General features: G+C 68.1%; 14 protein-coding genes. 5 read left to right on the top strand and 9 right to left on the bottom strand.

Annotated features, from left to right (window positions below; translation table 11 throughout):
• Positions 1-69 precede the first annotated feature (69 nt).
• Complete coding sequence (locus FKQ52_RS12390; RefSeq protein WP_141627464.1) at positions 70-2,325, top strand: TonB-dependent hemoglobin/transferrin/lactoferrin family receptor; 2,256 nt, start codon at positions 70-72, stop codon at positions 2,323-2,325.
• A 21-nt stretch (positions 2,326-2,346) separates the two neighbouring features.
• Positions 2,347-3,387, top strand: a complete 1,041-nt coding sequence (locus FKQ52_RS12395; RefSeq protein WP_240811645.1) for a DUF6607 family protein — start codon at positions 2,347-2,349, stop codon at positions 3,385-3,387.
• 62 nt (positions 3,388-3,449) lie between these two features.
• On the opposite strand, the gene FKQ52_RS12400 is transcribed toward FKQ52_RS12395, so the two are convergent.
• The 9 genes from FKQ52_RS12400 to petA all read right to left on the bottom strand — a co-directional run bounded on the left by FKQ52_RS12400 (position 3,450) and on the right by petA (position 12,874).
• Positions 3,450-5,084 (bottom strand): SDR family oxidoreductase, encoded by a 1,635-nt coding sequence (locus tag FKQ52_RS12400; RefSeq protein ID WP_141627465.1) that lies wholly within the window; start codon positions 5,082-5,084, stop codon positions 3,450-3,452.
• The gene (locus tag FKQ52_RS12405) at positions 5,084-5,509 is read right to left on the bottom strand and encodes a thiol-disulfide oxidoreductase DCC family protein (protein ID WP_141627466.1); all 426 of its coding nucleotides are present in this window, start codon (positions 5,507-5,509) and stop codon (positions 5,084-5,086) included. The genes FKQ52_RS12400 and FKQ52_RS12405 overlap by 1 nt, the downstream gene beginning before the upstream one ends.
• Before the next feature lie 42 nt (positions 5,510-5,551).
• The gene (locus tag FKQ52_RS12410; protein WP_141627467.1) at positions 5,552-5,938 is read right to left on the bottom strand and encodes a RidA family protein; all 387 of its coding nucleotides are present in this window, start codon (positions 5,936-5,938) and stop codon (positions 5,552-5,554) included.
• Complete coding sequence (locus tag FKQ52_RS12415) at positions 5,938-7,602, bottom strand: M28 family peptidase (RefSeq protein ID WP_141627468.1); 1,665 nt, start codon at positions 7,600-7,602, stop codon at positions 5,938-5,940. Before FKQ52_RS12415 ends, FKQ52_RS12410 begins: the two co-directional genes overlap by 1 nt.
• A gap of 94 nt (positions 7,603-7,696) precedes the next feature.
• Positions 7,697-9,343 (bottom strand): M28 family metallopeptidase, encoded by a 1,647-nt coding sequence (locus FKQ52_RS12420; RefSeq protein WP_141627469.1) that lies wholly within the window; start codon positions 9,341-9,343, stop codon positions 7,697-7,699.
• 76 nt (positions 9,344-9,419) lie between these two features.
• Positions 9,420-9,995, bottom strand: a complete 576-nt coding sequence (locus FKQ52_RS12425) for a DUF1579 domain-containing protein (protein ID WP_141627470.1) — start codon at positions 9,993-9,995, stop codon at positions 9,420-9,422.
• A 145-nt stretch (positions 9,996-10,140) separates the two neighbouring features.
• On the bottom strand, positions 10,141-11,016 hold the full coding sequence (locus FKQ52_RS12430) for a cytochrome c1 (RefSeq protein ID WP_370450957.1): 876 nt from the start codon (positions 11,014-11,016) through the stop codon (positions 10,141-10,143).
• Between the two features lie 8 nt (positions 11,017-11,024).
• Positions 11,025-12,323, bottom strand: a complete 1,299-nt coding sequence (locus tag FKQ52_RS12435) for a cytochrome b N-terminal domain-containing protein (RefSeq protein WP_141627471.1) — start codon at positions 12,321-12,323, stop codon at positions 11,025-11,027.
• A 17-nt stretch (positions 12,324-12,340) separates the two neighbouring features.
• Positions 12,341-12,874 (bottom strand): ubiquinol-cytochrome c reductase iron-sulfur subunit, encoded by a 534-nt coding sequence (gene petA / locus FKQ52_RS12440; RefSeq protein WP_141627472.1) that lies wholly within the window; start codon positions 12,872-12,874, stop codon positions 12,341-12,343.
• 196 nt (positions 12,875-13,070) lie between these two features.
• On the opposite strand from petA, the gene FKQ52_RS12445 reads away from it, so the two are divergent.
• The 3 genes from FKQ52_RS12445 to FKQ52_RS12455 are packed head-to-tail and all read left to right on the top strand — an operon-like array spanning position 13,071 to position 15,333.
• Complete coding sequence (locus FKQ52_RS12445) at positions 13,071-13,520, top strand: tRNA (cytidine(34)-2'-O)-methyltransferase (RefSeq protein ID WP_141627473.1); 450 nt, start codon at positions 13,071-13,073, stop codon at positions 13,518-13,520.
• A gap of 59 nt (positions 13,521-13,579) precedes the next feature.
• A complete protein-coding gene (locus tag FKQ52_RS12450) occupies positions 13,580-14,380 on the top strand; it encodes an aspartyl/asparaginyl beta-hydroxylase domain-containing protein (protein ID WP_141627474.1) in 801 nt (266 codons plus the stop codon).
• Positions 14,368-15,333 (top strand): sulfotransferase family protein, encoded by a 966-nt coding sequence (locus FKQ52_RS12455; protein ID WP_141627475.1) that lies wholly within the window; start codon positions 14,368-14,370, stop codon positions 15,331-15,333. Before FKQ52_RS12450 ends, FKQ52_RS12455 begins: the two co-directional genes overlap by 13 nt.

The following is a 15,333-nucleotide window of genomic DNA, read 5'->3' on the forward strand; positions in this document are numbered from 1 at the left end:
CCATCTGCGATTGATTCTGCAAATCGTTCGCAGTAATTGCCCCGCCTGTTCATCAAGCGGGGCTTTTCCATGCGTACCCTCCTCCTCTCCGCCGGGCTCGCCGCCCTGACCGTCGCCGCCGCGCCCTCGGCCATGGCCCAGACCACCGGGTCGCAGGAGGCCGCCCAGCTGCCCCCGGTCAGCGTTCTGGCCACTCGCACCGAGACCCGCACGGACGAGGCCCCGGCCACCGTCACCGTCATCACCGCCGCCCGGATCGAGGCCGAGCTGGCCACCGACATCAAGGACCTGGTCCGCTTCGAGCCGGGCGTCAGCGTCGTCAGCCAGCCCCAGCGCTTCGGCGCCGCCCTCGGCACGACCGGCCGTGGCGGCAACGAGGGCTTCACCATCCGCGGCATGGGCGGTGATCGGGTCCTGATCGTCGTCGACGGCGTCCGCGTCCCCGACGGCTTCACCTTCGGGGCCCAGAGCGTCGGTCGCGGCGGTTACTCGGACCTCGATCTGATGAAGTCGGTCGAAATCCTGCGCGGCCCTGCCTCGGCCCTCTACGGCTCGGACGGCGTCGCCGGCGCGGTGGCCTTCACCACCCGCGACCCAGCCGACCTGCTGCGTGACGGCCAGACCTTCGGCGCCCGCGCCCGCGTCGGCTTCAACTCGGCGGACGAGAGCACCACGACCTCGGGCGTCATCGCCGGTCGCGTCGGCGCCTTCAGCGGCATGGTCGGCTGGACCGGCCGCGACGGCGAGGAGACCGAGACCCAAGGCAAGATCACCGGCGAAGAGACCGTCATGGTCGGCTCCACGCCCTCGATCGTCTATTCGAACCGCACCGTCGCCAACCCGATGGAGTTCAGCTCCGACGCCTGGCTGGCCAAGCTGGTCTGGGACTTCGCGCCGGGCCAGAGCCTGCGCCTGTCCTACGACAGCTACCGGTCGGAGATGGACGCCGATGTTCTGAGCGGCCGCACCACCCGCACCCTCGCCGCCCCGCCGACCGCCGCCACCGCCGTCCTCGGCCTCACCGCCCACGACACCACCGAGCGTGAACAGTTCCAGCTGGCCTACCGCCTGAAGGACGTGCTTGGCTTCGACAGCGGCCAGTTCACGGTCTACCAGCAGGACTCGACCACCCGTCAGTTCACCGCCGAAGACCGCGTCGGCACGGACCGCACCCGGGACAACACCTTCGACAACGAGGTGTTCGGCCTGTCGGGCGACCTGACCCGTACCTTCGGTTTCAACCGCATCACCGTCGGCGGCGACTGGTCCGAAACCACCCAGCAGGGCGTCCGCTCGGGCGCCGTGCCCCCGGCTGGCGAGACCTTCCCCACCAGCGCCTTCCCCAAGACCGACTTCACCTTGGGCGGCCTGTTCATCCAGGACGAGATCAGCCTTCTGGACGGCGCCCTGAAGATCATCCCCGCCGTTCGCTGGGACACCTTCGAGCTGAGCACCGCCAACGATCCGCTGTACCCGGGGCCGCGCGCCGACCAGTCGGACGACCATTTCTCGCCCAAGCTGGGCGTGGTCTGGTGGAGCAACGACCAGTTCGGCCTGTTCGCCAATTGGGGTGAAGGCTTCAAGGCCCCGACCCCGAGCCAGGTGAATAACTACTTCGCCAACCTGGCCTTCGGTTACGCCTCGGCTCCGAACCCCGACCTGAAGCCGGAAACCAGCCAGAGCGTCGAGTTCGGCGCCCGCTTCCGCAACCTGTCCCTGCTGGGCGGGACCTTCGCCGGTCAGGCCGTGGTCTTCCAGACCGACTACTCGGACTTCATCAGCCAGCAGGTCGTCTCGGGCGCCGGCACCCCGGCTGATCCGATGGTCTATCAGTGGATCAACTTCACCGACGTCGAGATCAAGGGCTTCGAAGCCCGCGCCGACGCCTGGTGGGACAACGGCGTCAGCGCCCGCTTCGCCTTCGCCTATGCCGAGGGGGAAACCACCAGCGCCGGTGTGACCACCCAGCTGTCGACCATCGACCCGATCAAGGTCGTCTTCGGTCTGGGCTACGATGAACCGGCCGGTCGCTTCGGCGGCCAGCTGATCACCACCTGGTCGGACGCCAAGGACGTGGCCGACACCGATGGCCTGAGCTGCTACGCCGCCGGCTGCTACGTCGGCGACGACTTCGCTCTGGTCGACCTGACCGCTTACTGGAACGTCAACGAGCAGGTCACGGCCCGCATCGGCGTCTTCAACCTGCTGGACGAGAAGTACAGCTGGTGGAGCGACGTCCGGGGCGTCGCCGCCTCATCTGCGGTCAAGGACGCCTACACCCAGCCGGGCCGCAACATCGGCCTGTCGCTGGCCTTGCGGTACTGAGCCTTCTTCCGGATAACGAGAATGACTCTCATTCAACGGACCCGTCACATGCGCCGCGCCCTGTTGCTCACCACTGTCCTGTCCGCCGCCCTCGCGGCGTCCGCCCCGGCCCTTGCCGAAGTCGCCCCAATAGCGAACCCGGGGGCGGCCGCGGTCACCACCCCGGCGACCAGCCAGTTCGAGCGGGATCGCCAGTCGATCCTCGCCCAGGCCGGCCAATGGCGGGTCCGGTTCGACATGCGGGAGAACGTCAGCTTCCGCGCCGGCTATGAGCCGCTGGAGGAGAAGCTGTCCGCCGGCAACGAGATCGTCCGCGTCGTCCATGACGACGGCGCCCGGATCAGCCTGCAGCACATCCTCGTCATCAGCGATGACGCGGGCAACCACATGGTCATCAAGCACTGGCGTCAGGACTGGGTCTATGAGCCCGAAACCGTCCTGACCTACGCCGGTCCGAACCACTGGGTCCTGACCCCGGTTTCGGCCGACGAGCGCCGGGGCGCCTGGTCCCAGACCGTCTGGCAGACGGACGACAGCCCCCGCTACGGCGGCGTCGGCCGCTGGAGCTATGACCATGGCCGGTCGGAGTGGACCTCCAACCCGACCTGGCGTCCGCTGGCCCGCCGCGACGCGGTCCGCGACCCGATCTACGACCGCTATCTGGGCACAAACCGCCACGCCCTGACACCGGAAGGCTGGGTCCATATCCAGGACAATGTGAAGATGGGTCCGGCCGAGGGCGAAGGGAGCGAACCCGTCGCCATCGTCCAGGAAGACGTCATCAACACCTACCGCCGCGTCGACAACTATGACCCGACGCCCGGCGACGCCTACTGGGCCGCGACCAGGGACTACTGGGCCGGCGTCCGGGCCGCCTGGGACGAGGTCGCTGTCCGCAACGGCGGCATCTGGCTCGAGGAAGAAGCCAACCGCGGCGCCGTCACCGGCAAGCCGCTGATGGACTGGGCCGACGAAATCCAGGCCGGAACCCTCACCACCGACGCCGCCATCGCACGGGCGCGTGAACTGATCGGCCGCGCCACCGTGGCCCCGGCGTCGTAGCCGAACCGTTCACGCGAAACGGGGGGGGAAGGGGGGACGCGGTACGGCGTCCCCCCCTTTTTTCATGCCCGCTGCAACCAGCCGCGATAGCGAACCAGCCGCCTCAGCAAGGGGGCGTTGATCGTAACGTCGAAGACGAAGCGGCCCTGCTCATCGACCTCCTCTAACGCGACGGCCGAGGGGCCGAGAGCCTTCGGCAGCGGGATCGGCCCCAGCCGCCAACCGATAACCTGATAGATCAGCCGCCCGCCTTCCGGCGTCAGGCTCAGGTCCATGCTGACCGGCCCGAACCCCTCGCGCACCACGCCGCCCAGCCGGGCGTGCGACAGGACGCTGGCGAAGCGGTGTCCGCCGATCCGGCGTCGCCAGATCGACCGCTCCCCATCTGCATCGATGGCCACCTCGGCCTCGCAGTCCGCCTGCGCCTTCGGGAAGCCGACGATCCGGGCGACCAGCGCCGCCAGCGGCCCTGATGCGCCCTCCGTCATCGCCCTGCCCCGCCACACCGACCGCCCCGGCGTCTCATGCAGCGCCCGGACGGGTTCGGGCAGATCGTCAAAGGCCGGGCCGATGGCGCGGGGATACAGGCCGCGCTCCACGACCACTTCGGTCGCCAGCCTGTGTGGTGACATCTCCTGTGTGATCGCTTCCAGAGGGAGGACGCTGACACAGGCCCTCGCCCCCGGCGTAACCCGCCCGGCGATGATGGCGCGGATCACGGCCAGTGCGGGCAGGCTGGGCGTCACCGGCCCTTCCCCCGGCTCGGCGACCAGCCGCCACACCGCGCGCACGGCCCGCCCCTGCCCGTCCACGCCGAGCGCCTGCACGCGCATGGCGCCGCGATCAGATCCGCTCACGGAATGCAGGCTCGCCAACGCCAGCAGAGGTCTGGCCAGCGGCACGGGGTTTAACCGGAACAGGCTGACCAGCCGGCCCAGCAGCCACGCCTCGAGATGAAGGGGCCAGGGCTCCATGCCGGCCAGAAACAGCGCTCGGTCGCGGGGCCGGAACCGCTGGGGGAACAGATCAAGGTCCGGCGTCTCGCACAGCGACACTGAGCGCCGCCCCGCCGCCCCGAAGTCCCGCCGGTACAGCCCGCTCCAGCCGCGCCGGGTCGTCCATGCCCCATCCTCGAACACCCGCACGGGTCGGCCCATCCACGACAGGATGGCCTGCATGACCGAAAGCCCCTTGGGCGCCCGCGCGCCGGGCGAGATGGCGGCCTCCACGGACACGACCTCCCGCCAGCCTTCGGTCAGATGATCCAGCACGGCGTTGGACAGGGCCGGGGTCGAACTACACCCGGTCAAGGCGACCACGCCCGCCGCTCTCGCCGCCGCATCCAGCGCAGGGAAGGCGGCGACGAAGTCCCGCCCGTCGGCTAGATCGACATAGTGCAGGCCTGCGGTGATGGCCGCCCGCGCCGTCGTCGGCTGCGCACCCTGAAACGGCCCGGCCATGTCGGCGACGATACTCGCGCCGGTCGCCGTCAGTTGCTCGGGGCTCAGGGTCGCGGTGTCCAGAACAGCGACCTCGACCGAAGCGCCCGAGAACGCCTTCCGCAGTCGCGCGGCCAGCGCCTCGGCCCGTTCCCGGCTGCGCCCCGCCACGACCAGACCGAAGCCGTGCCGCAACAGCCCCTCGGCCAGCCGCGAGCCGAACACCCCACCCGCGCCGATCACCAGAACCTTGGTCATTACAGGAAGCGTTTCCGGTCTTCTGGCGAAGGGATCATACAGGCATCGGTCCGCCCGAAGATCGCATAGCGATTGCGGGCGATCAGATCATAGACGGGGTTCCGCAACAGGCGCGGCACGACCTTCAGTCCCCTGAACGCCATCATCCCCGGCAAGGCGCCCAGCACCGTCAACGCCGCGTCAGACTTGAAGTGAATTCGCCCGTTCAGGACCACGGCGTTCGTCTGCGGCGCCTCCGGGTCGATCCCGTACCGCACCGCCAGCGCCTGACCGGCCTCCGACTGGATCGGCAGGAAGCGGAAGCGCTTCTCGGTGTCACGGTTGATCACAAACCGCACCCAGCGCGAACAGAAGATACAGACCCCGTCGAACAGGATCAGGCCGTCAGGTTCGTCAGGAGCGGGCTGGGGCGACCAACGGGTCATGGAGTGACAGTGGGCCTCTCGGTGAAGCTTCTCAAGGCGACGTCAAGCCGCCGCCACGGCCTCGATCTCGACCAGCCAGCCCTCTTCGAACAGGCCGGTGACAATGACCGTCAGCGCCATCTGCCGCCCGCCGAGCCGACGCAGGCGCACTTCGCGGTTCGGCAGGGCGTATGCCCGGTCAGACAGATAGGTCGTGACCTTCACCAGATTATCCAGCGTCATTCCCGCCGCGCGCAGCTGGGTCTCGACATTGTCCCAGACCTGTTCGCACTGGCCGGTGAAGTCCGCCGCCAGCGAGCCGTCCGGGGCGACCGGGATCTGGCCGGACAGGTAGAGCCAGCGGGTCGCCCCGCCGACTTCACAGGCCTGCGCATACTCGCCCTCCGCCGGCGGCGAGCCGTCGCCGGTCAGAGGGCGGATGGACAGCATCAGCGGCGCGCCGCGTCCGAGCGGGCGCGGACCTGACCAAACTCCGACGACGGCTTCCAGCCGGGCCATTCGTCGCTGTTCGCGAGGTCCAGACCCAGATGGTACAGCAGGGTCAGGTTCTCGACCGCCGAGGTGAAGTTCAGGTCGGCCGACCATTCGTCCGACGGCTTGTGGTAGTCGGCGCCGAACTTGGCGCGCCAGGCGGCCTCACCGGTCTCGCGACCGCCCTCGACCCAGTCCCAGCCGTGCCAGGGCATGATCGCCGGCACGCCCGCGCGGGCGAACGGGAAGTGATCCGACCGGTAGTAGAAGCCCTGCTCCGGCATGCCGTCGTCGGAGACGTAGCGGCCCAGCGGCGCCGCCAGAGCCTGCAGGCGATCTTCCAGATCATTCTGGCCCTTGCCGAAGATCGGCACGTCACGGGTCGAACCCGACAGCGGCAGCATGTCGATGTTGATGTCGGCCACGGTGGTCTCGAGCGGATAGACCGGGTCGGCGACATAGCCGTAGGCGCCCAGAAGCCCCATCTCCTCGGCCGCCATGTGGGCGAAGATGATCGAGCGCTTCGGACGCGGCGCGCGGCTCAACTGACGGGCCATCTCGACCACGCCGACGGTGCCGGACGCATTGTCCCAGGCGCCGTTGAAGATCTTGTCGTCACCCGGGGTTTCCGGATGCTGGGCCTCGCCGCCGACGTGATCCCAGTGCGCCGAATAGATGATCGTCTCGTTCGGACGCTCGGTCCCCGGGATTTTGGCCAGCAGGTTGTGGGTGACCAAGGTGTCGATGGTCTCGGACACATCGACCGACAGGCTGACACCGTTCAGCGCCACGGCCTTGAACGTCCCGCTGCCGGTGTTGGCGAAGCTGTCCATGCCCAGACCGGCGGCCGAGGCCATGGCGAAGGCGGTGTCGTGGTTGATGGCGCCGGAGAACTCCAGATCCGCCGCGCCCGGCGTCAGGGTGCGGGTGCGGTTGGCGCCGCGCATCATGCCCTGCCACTGGGGCGAGGACGCCGGCTGGGCGATCAGGGTGATGACCCCCACCGCCCCACGGCGGAAGGCCTCGTCCGCCTTGTATGCGCCCGACTGGTAATTGGTGGTGTACTGACCGTTGAACAGCTCGCCGTCCGGCTCGCCCGGGATGACCACCACGACCTTGCCGCACACGTCGAGGTCGCCGTAGTCGTCCCAGTTCCGCTCGGGCGCCGTAATGCCATAGCCGGCGAAGACCACGCCCGCGTTGCGGATCGCGGCGCGGCCGTCATTGGTCACGGCGCGCAGGGTGATGTCGGTTCCGACGGTCAGGGCGTGCGACTGGCCGTCCGGGCCGGTCCAGCTGGACGTGCCGCCCGTGACGGGGGTGTAGCGCTTCAGCGCGACCGGTTGCAGCCATTGGCCGTTCGGACCGCCGGGCTCCAGCCCCATGGCCTCGTACTGGGCCTGCAACCAGGCCAGCGTCAGTCGCTCGCCCTCGGTGCCGGGATAGCGGCCCTGGAAGGAGTCGTCGCTGATCGTGCGGATGTCGCTGCTGATCCTGTCCGCCGAGAAGGCGGGCTCGACCGCCGCCGTGCCGCCGGCGCCCGCCGTCGCGCAGGCCGACAGCAGCAGCCCCGCGGACAGGACGGCGGCGATCGCCGAACCGCTCTTCAGTTTGCGAAACATGGTGAGACTCCCATCCCCAAAATCGATGGCGCGCACCTTAGGGCGGCCCCGAAAGACCGCCCCTTACTTTTTTGTCATCTAATCCGGAAGCGGATTAACGCCGCTGATCCGCCGTCGCGGCGCGGGCCGGACCGAACTCGGAGCCATCTTTCCACTGCGGCCACTCGCGGCTGTTCGCGAGCGCCGAGCCGACCGTGTAGAGCACCTGCAGGTCCTCGACCTGACCGCGCAGGTCCCAGTTCGGCGACCACTCGTCCGCCGCCTGATGGTAGCGGCTGCGGCCATACTCCGAGCGGCTGGCCTGGCGCTCGGCGATGGGCTCGTCACGGAAGTCGCCGCTGGAGCCGCCGTAGGTCATCGGCACGCCGCGCTTGGCCAGCGGGAAGTGGTCCGACCGGAAGTAGCCGCCCGAGGCCGGGTTGGCGTCCGGCAGGATGCTGCGTCCCTGGCTCTCGACCACGGCGCCGATCCGCTCATCGAGGTCCGACTGGCCGTAGCCCGTGATGCCGTAGCGGGTCACCCGGCCATAGACGTTCATCGAGTCGACGTTGAACCCGCCCACGGTCGTGGCCAGCGGATAGACCGGGTTGGAGGCGTAATACTCCGAGCCCAGCAGGCCGCTTTCCTCGGCGGTGAAGCTGATGAAGACGATCGAGCGTTCCGGGGGCGGCCCCGATCCGAAGGCGCGGGCCAGTTCCAGCAGACCGGCGGTGCCGGTGGCGTTGTCGACGGCGCCGTTGAAGATGGTGTCGCCCTCGGCGTCCGGAGCGCCGACGCCGATGTGATCCCAGTGGGCGGTGTACAGGACGGTCTCGTCGGGGTGGGTCGTACCCGGCAGCCGGGCGATGACATTGTGCGTCGTCACCTGGGTCGAGGCCACGTCATACGTGCCGCTGAAGGTCGCGCCGGGCAGTTCGACAGGCCGGAAGTCGCGGCTGCGCGCGGCGACCTTCAGGGCCTCGAAGTCCAGACCGGCGCGGCGGAACAGGTCCACGGCCACGTCGCGCTGGATCCACGATTCCATCGGTACCCGCTCGGCGGCGGCGTTCTGACGGACGATGTCGAACTGCGGGCCCGACCAGCTGTTGGTCACGGTGGCCCAGCCATAGGAAGCCGGGGCGGTTTCGTGGACGATGATCACGCCCGCCGCGCCCTTCCGGGCCGCCTCTTCGTACTTGTAGGTCCAGCGACCATAGTAGGTCATGGCCCGGCCGCCGAAGGTGTTCAGCTCGGGCGCCTCGAAGTCAGCGTCGTTGACCAGAACAACGATGACCTTCCCACGGACATCGACGTCCTTGAAGTCGTTCCACTGACGCTCAGGCGCATCGATGCCGTAGCCGACGAAGACCAGCGGCTTGTTCATCAGGTGAACATGGTCGCCCGGCAGACGGGTCGAGATGACGATCTGCTGGCCCTGCGTCAGCGGAATGCTCTCGCCGCCGACGCTGAAGCCCGCGCGGATGTTCGAGGCGGTGAAGCGGTTCAGGGTGACGTCCTGCGTCCACTGCCCGTTCGGCCCGCCCGGCTGCATCCCGGCGGCGGCGTACTGGGCGCTGAGGAAGTCGATGACCTTCTGTTCCGCCGGCGTGGCGATGCCGCGGCCCTCGAAGCTGTCATCGGACAGAACGCGGGCGTCTTCCGAAAGGCGCTCGGTGCTGAAGGTCGGTGTCTGGGCGCTGACGCCCGTCGCGGTCAGCAGGGCGCCGGCGACCATCGCGGCAACGGAAACGGACAGACGCATGCTCGGGACACCCTCAGCCTTTTGAACAGGGTGCGGACCGTAGGGCGCCCGATCCGGGCTGTCGATCAGGCCGGGCTCACTGCGGCGACACGGCGCCTGCGCCGGGCCAGTCCGTGTCACCGACGCGGGTCAGGCGCAGTTCGATGAAGCGACGGGGCGGCTGGCCTTCAGCGACATAGTCCCCGACCTCGTGCCAGGTCCCGTCGCGCACGGTCGCCACGTACCGGATCTTCGCATTGGGTCCGGCGGGCATCTCCCAGCGAAAGCCGTCCCCGGTCAGTTCGAACGGGTACTCCCCGGTGTAACCATTGGCGTAGCTCCGGAAGCTGTACTTCCCGGCCCGCTCGTCCCACGACAGGATCGCGAAGGCGTTGAACTGGGTCGTGCCGTCGGCGGCGTATCCCCGCCCCTCGATCAGCTTGACCGAACCGCCCAGCAGCGGACCGACCCGCTCGGTCTGGGTCAGGACCGTGGTGTGACCGGGCATGGTGGTCGTCGCCGTGCCGCGCCACTCGCCGTTCAGAAAGTCGAGCGCTCCGACCCGCTCCCGTTGAGCATCGCTACCGGCGGGCTGCTGGGTCTGGGCGACGGCGGGCGGGGCGGCCAGCAAACTCAGGGCCATCAGGACGGGGGCAAGGGAAAGGCGGGGCATGGAAACCTCCGTGAACCTCGAAGCCGCTTTATGAGACAGGAACCCCCAATTTCGCAACACAACGTTTGGTCACGACCGCGACAATGAAAAACCCGCCGGAGCGAGGCTCCGGCGGGTCGGTCATGTCAGCCTGTAAAGCGGTCGCCTAGTGGGCGACGCCCTTCCAGATGCGGCGGTACGACAGATAGGTCACACCGGCGAACAGCAGAAGGAAGATCAGGGTGCCGACGCCGGCGCGCTTGCGCGCGACCTGCTTCGGATCCGAGGCCCAGGCGATGTAGGCGGCCACGTCCTTGGCGTAGTTCTCGACGGTCGGCGCGGTGCCGTCGTCATAGGTCACCTGACCGTTCCGCAGCGGGTTGGGCATGGCGATGAAGCCACCCGGCGGCACGTGAGCGCCTTCCGCGACGAACGGGGTCAGGTCGCCGGCCATGTACTCGTTGTAGTTCTGGCCCGGACGGATCTGCAGGCCGGCCGGCGGCGCCTTGTAGCCGGTCAGCAGCGAGTAGATGTAGTTGGCGCCGCCGTGACGGGCCTTGGCCATCACCGACAGGTCGGGCGGAGCCGCGCCGCCGTTCGCGGCGGCCGCGGCCGTCGCGTTCGGATACGGATTGGGGAAGCGGTCGGCGGCGGTGCCGTCGCGCATGATCGGCTCACCGGTTTCGGTGTCGATGTCCGCGATCTGCACTTCCTTGGCCAGAGCCTTGACGAAGCGGTTCTCGGCCGCGCTGGCCTGACCCGCCTCATAGAAGGGACCGCCCGGTTCCGCGAGCGTGCGGAAGTGCATCAGGTCCATGCTGTGGCAGGAGGCGCAGACCTCGCGATAGACCTTGTAGCCGCGCTGCAGCTGGCCCTGATTGAAGGCGCCGAACGGACCTTCGAACGAGAAGCCGCCGTCGCGCAGGGCGTGGCCGCCGCCGCCCGCCGCGAGGGCGGGACCGGAGGACAGGGTCAGGCCGGCCGCCGCGGCGATCAGGACCAGGGTCTTCTTCATGGAGCGCATCGGAGTCTTGAGGGTCATGTGCACTATCAGCCCTTCTGCTCTTCGGCGCCCGACAGAACGGGTTCCGAGATGGTCGCAGGGATCGGCAGCGGCTTCTCCTTCAGACCCACCAGCGGCAGGATCACCAGGAAGAAGGCGAAGTAGTACAGAGTCGCGAAGCGGGTCAGCCACAGGTAGCTGTTCAGCTTGCCGTCAACCAGGGTGAAGCTCGGCATGCCCGGGATGACCTGGGCGTCCGGCAGCTGGGCGCCGCACCAGCCGAGGATCAGACCGACCGCGACGAAGATGAGGAAGAAGACCCGCATCGTCGGACGGTAGCGCATCGAGCGCACCTTCGAGCGATCCAGCCAGGGCAGGACGAACAGCACGCCGATGGCGCCGAACATCGCCAGCACGCCGCCGAACTTGTCGGGGACAGCGCGCAGGATCGCGTAGAAGGGCAGCATGTACCACTCGGGCACGATGTGCGCCGGCGTCTGCAGCGGGTTGGCCGGGATGTAGTTGTCGGCGTGACCCAGGGCGTTCGGCATGAAGAAGACGAACGTCGCGAACAGCATCAGGAACAGGATGATGGCGAAGCCGTCCTTGACCGTGAAGTACGGGTGGAACGGGACCATGTCCTTCTTCTGACGGTCCTTCGGGATCAGGATGCCGACCGGGTTGTTCTGACCGGCGTGGTGCAGGGCCCACAGGTGCAGAACCACGCAGCCCGCGATCACGAACGGCAGCAGATAGTGCAGCGAGAAGAAGCGGTTCAGCGTCGCGTTATCGATCGCCGGGCCGCCGCGCAGCCAGATCAGGATCGGCTCGCCGATGCCGGGGATCGCCCCGATCAGGTTGGTGATGACCTCAGCGCCCCAGTAGGACATCTGGCCCCACGGCAGGACGTAGCCGAGGAAGGCGGTGGCGATCATCAGGAAGAAAATCACGCAGCCGACGATCCAGATCATTTCCCGCGGCGCCTTGTAGGAGCCGTAATACAGGCCCCGCAGCATGTGCAGGTAGACCGCCACGAAGAACATCGAGGCGCCGTTGGCGTGGGTGTAGCGGATCAGGTCGCCGCCGTTGACGTCACGCATGATGCGCTCGACCGAGGCGAAGGCCAGTTCCGTGTTGGGCACATAGTGCATGGCCAGCACGATGCCGGTCGCGATCTGGGTCGCGAGGCAGAGGGCCAGAATGCCGCCGAAGGTCCACCAGTAGTTCAGGTTCTTCGGGGTCGGCAGCGACATGTAGTCCGCACCGAAGCGGACGATCGGAAGACGCGTGTCGAGCCATTTCTCGACGGCGGTCTTGGGGACGTAGGTGGATTCGTGATCGCTCATCGTTCTCTCGTACGTCCTCAGCCGATCTTGATGCGGGTGTCGGACACGAACTCGTATTCCGGCACGACGAGGTTCAGCGGCGCCGGGCCCTTACGGATACGGCCCGAGGCGTCGTAGTGCGAGCCGTGACAGGGGCAGAACCAGCCGCCGTAGTCACCGGTGCCGAAGGTCGGGACGCAGCCCAGGTGGGTGCAGTTGCCCAGGACCACCAGATACTGGCCGTGGCCTTCCTTGGTGCGGGCGCTGTCGGGTTGAACCGGCTTGCCCTCGTTCGGTTCGGCCTGAAGCTTCTGCAGCTCGGCCGCCGAACGGTAGCGGACGAAGACCGGCTTGCCCTGCCACTTGATCACGACCTGCTGGCCTTCCTGGACCTTGGTCATGTCGAATTCGATCGACGCCAGAGCCAGGGTGTCAGCCGCCGGGTTCATCTGGTTGATCAGCGGCCAGACGACCATGGCGCCCGCGCCGACGGCGGCAGCGCCGGCTGCGATGTGGATGAAGTCCCGGCGGGTGGCGTCGCCGCCTTCGCCTTCAACGACCGATTCGGCCACGTGTCACTCCTCATACGCCGCATTCCACGCCCGAAGCGGAGCGTGGTGGAACGGCATGGATGCTTTAGCGGAAACCCGATCAACCCGCCCCGATCCGACTTTGCGGCGGTTCGACGCAAGTGGCTGACGCCACTTGCGAAACGGTCGCAAAATGAACCGCGACAAGCCCCCGGGCCGCGCGTATGAGGGCTCTAGAATGCGTCTCGTCCTTTTTCAACCAGCCATTCCGCAGAACGTGGGCGCCAGCATCAGGCTGAGCGCCTGTTTCGGCGTTGAACTGCACATAATCGAACCCACCGGCTTCCGTTTCGACGACCGGGCGATGAAGCGCGCGGCGCTGGACTATGGCCCGCTGAGCCATATGACGCGGCACGCGGACTGGGAGGCTTTCCAGAAGGATCGCGCGCCGGGACGGCTGGTCCTGTTCACGACGAAGGGGGCGACGCCCCTGTCCGACTTCACGTTCAAGACCGACGATGTGTTGCTCTTCGGCAGCGAACCGACCGGCGCGCCGGACTATGTGCATGACGCCGCTGATGAGCGGGTGGTGATTCCGTTGAAGGCCGGGGCGCGGTCGCTGAACCTGTCGGTCTCGGCGGGGATCGCGCTGTTCGAGGCTCTGCGGAAGACCGGCGGCCTCCCCTGAGGCCCCGACCCTGACGCGTCTGGACGCGCGAGGCGGAACAGCCAATACAATCGTCGGTCATGATCGACCGTTTCCGCCTGCCTCTGGACTTTGACGTCGCGCCCCTCCTCGCGGACCTGTCGGCCCTCTCGGGTGCGGGCTGGCTCCCGCATTTCAACACCGGCTTCTATGACGGCGACTGGAGCGGGGTCGCCCTGCGCGAGCCCGTCGATGGGAACGGCGGCCTTGTCGCCACCGGCCGGACTTTCAGCGACACGCCGCTGATGGAGCTTTGCCCGGCCGTCCGTGAGGTGCTGGCGGCGCTGAAGTGCCCCCTGAGGTCGGTCCGCCTGCTGCGATTGGGGGCGGGCGCGACAATCCGTGAGCATCGCGACTATGATCTGGGTTACGAGCAGGGCGAGGCGCGGCTGCATGTGCCGATCCTGACCAACCCGGACGTGGCCTTCCACCTGAGGAACCGTCAGGTCGAGATGAAGCCGGGCGAGACCTGGTATCTGGACCTGAGCCAGCCCCACCGGGTCTTGAACGGCGGCGCGACTGACCGCGTGCATCTGGTGATCGACGTGGCGGTGAACGATTGGCTGTGCGGCCTGGTCCCGTTCGAGGACGACGATCCCTTCCGCCCCTCCCCGCCCCTGATCGACGCTGAGACGGCGGCGAGCAATCTGGAGCGCTTCCGCGTCCGGGTCGCCGCGGAGCCGGGCCTGCACGCTATCCTGCGCGACACCACCGACCGCGACCTGTTCGTCGAGGAGGCGATCCGGCTGGGCCTGGAGCACGACCTGCCCTTCACCGCCGATGTGGTCCGTTCGGCCCTGGCGGAGGAACGCCGCCGATGGAACGAACAATGGATGAAGTGACCCCCCTGGACGGCTGGTTGCCCGGCCGCATCTTCTGGGACGACGCCGACGTCGAAGCCTCGGTCGTGGAGTGGATCTGGTGCGACAGCCCGCGCTTCACCGAGGCCTTTCTGGATGACACCTTCACCCGACTGATGCGCCACCCGGCCAACACCCTGTTCCGGCGACGCACGACACTGGCGGGGCTGGAGGCTTGGGCGAAGCGATCACCCGGCATCCCGCCGACAGGCTTCATCTTCCACGTCTCGCGGTGCGGCTCGACCCTGCTGGGGCGCCTGCTGGGTGAACTGGACGGCGCGCTGATCCTGTCGGAGCCGGGTCCGGTGGACAGCCTGATCCGCGCCGGAGAGCGGCTGGACCGGGAACGTCAGATCACGCTGCTGAGGGCCGTGGTCAGCGCGCTGGGTCAGGCGCGGGCGCCGGGACAGGATCGGCTGTTCCTCAAGATGGACGCCTGGAACACGCTTCATCACGGCCTGATCCGCGAAGCCTACCCGACCACGCCCTGGGTGTTCCTGTATCGCGATCCGGTCGAGGTTCTCGTGAGTGCTCTGAACCAGCGCGGGGTGCACACCGTGCCCGGCCTGCTGCCGGGCCGCCTGTTCGGAATCGAGGCGGAGCCTGATCCCGACGCCTATGCCGCAAGGGTTCTGGGGGCGATCTATGAGGCTGGAATCGAGGCGCTGGCGGCCTCACCCGGCCTGCCGGTTAACTATGCGGACCTGCCCGGCGCCGCATGGGAGGCAGTGGCCGGGCATTTCGGGATCACCCCGACGCCGGAGGAGATCCCGCGCCTGACCGCCCAGTCCGGACGCGATGCGAAGAGAGGCAACCAGCCCTTCACCGCAGACTCAGCGGCCAAGCGCAACGCGGCGCCCGACGCGCTGAAGGCCTTGGCGGAGCGCTGGATGCGCCCCGCCCATGATCGTCTGGAAGCCCTGCGGACCGCCTGA

Origin of the sequence: Brevundimonas sp. M20, assembly GCF_006547065.1 — a bacterium.
Classification (GTDB): domain Bacteria; phylum Pseudomonadota; class Alphaproteobacteria; order Caulobacterales; family Caulobacteraceae; genus Brevundimonas.

Excerpts from the sequence above, each read along its gene's own strand:
- FKQ52_RS12390 (WP_141627464.1), top strand. The coding sequence starts at position 70 with ATGCGTACCCTCCTCCTCTCCGCCGGGCTCGCCGCCCTGACCGTCGCC.
- FKQ52_RS12395 (WP_240811645.1), top strand. The coding sequence starts at position 2,347 with ATGACTCTCATTCAACGGACCCGTCACATGCGCCGCGCCCTGTTGCTC.
- FKQ52_RS12400 (WP_141627465.1), bottom strand. The coding sequence starts at position 5,084 with ATGACCAAGGTTCTGGTGATCGGCGCGGGTGGGGTGTTCGGCTCGCGG.
- FKQ52_RS12405 (WP_141627466.1), bottom strand. The coding sequence starts at position 5,509 with ATGACCCGTTGGTCGCCCCAGCCCGCTCCTGACGAACCTGACGGCCTG.
- FKQ52_RS12410 (WP_141627467.1), bottom strand. The coding sequence starts at position 5,938 with ATGCTGTCCATCCGCCCTCTGACCGGCGACGGCTCGCCGCCGGCGGAG.
- FKQ52_RS12415 (WP_141627468.1), bottom strand. The coding sequence starts at position 7,602 with ATGTTTCGCAAACTGAAGAGCGGTTCGGCGATCGCCGCCGTCCTGTCC.
- FKQ52_RS12420 (WP_141627469.1), bottom strand. The coding sequence starts at position 9,343 with ATGCGTCTGTCCGTTTCCGTTGCCGCGATGGTCGCCGGCGCCCTGCTG.
- FKQ52_RS12425 (WP_141627470.1), bottom strand. The coding sequence starts at position 9,995 with ATGCCCCGCCTTTCCCTTGCCCCCGTCCTGATGGCCCTGAGTTTGCTG.
- FKQ52_RS12430 (WP_370450957.1), bottom strand. The coding sequence starts at position 11,016 with ATGACCCTCAAGACTCCGATGCGCTCCATGAAGAAGACCCTGGTCCTG.
- FKQ52_RS12435 (WP_141627471.1), bottom strand. The coding sequence starts at position 12,323 with ATGAGCGATCACGAATCCACCTACGTCCCCAAGACCGCCGTCGAGAAA.
- FKQ52_RS12445 (WP_141627473.1), top strand. The coding sequence starts at position 13,071 with ATGCGTCTCGTCCTTTTTCAACCAGCCATTCCGCAGAACGTGGGCGCC.
- FKQ52_RS12450 (WP_141627474.1), top strand. The coding sequence starts at position 13,580 with ATGATCGACCGTTTCCGCCTGCCTCTGGACTTTGACGTCGCGCCCCTC.
- FKQ52_RS12455 (WP_141627475.1), top strand. The coding sequence starts at position 14,368 with ATGGATGAAGTGACCCCCCTGGACGGCTGGTTGCCCGGCCGCATCTTC.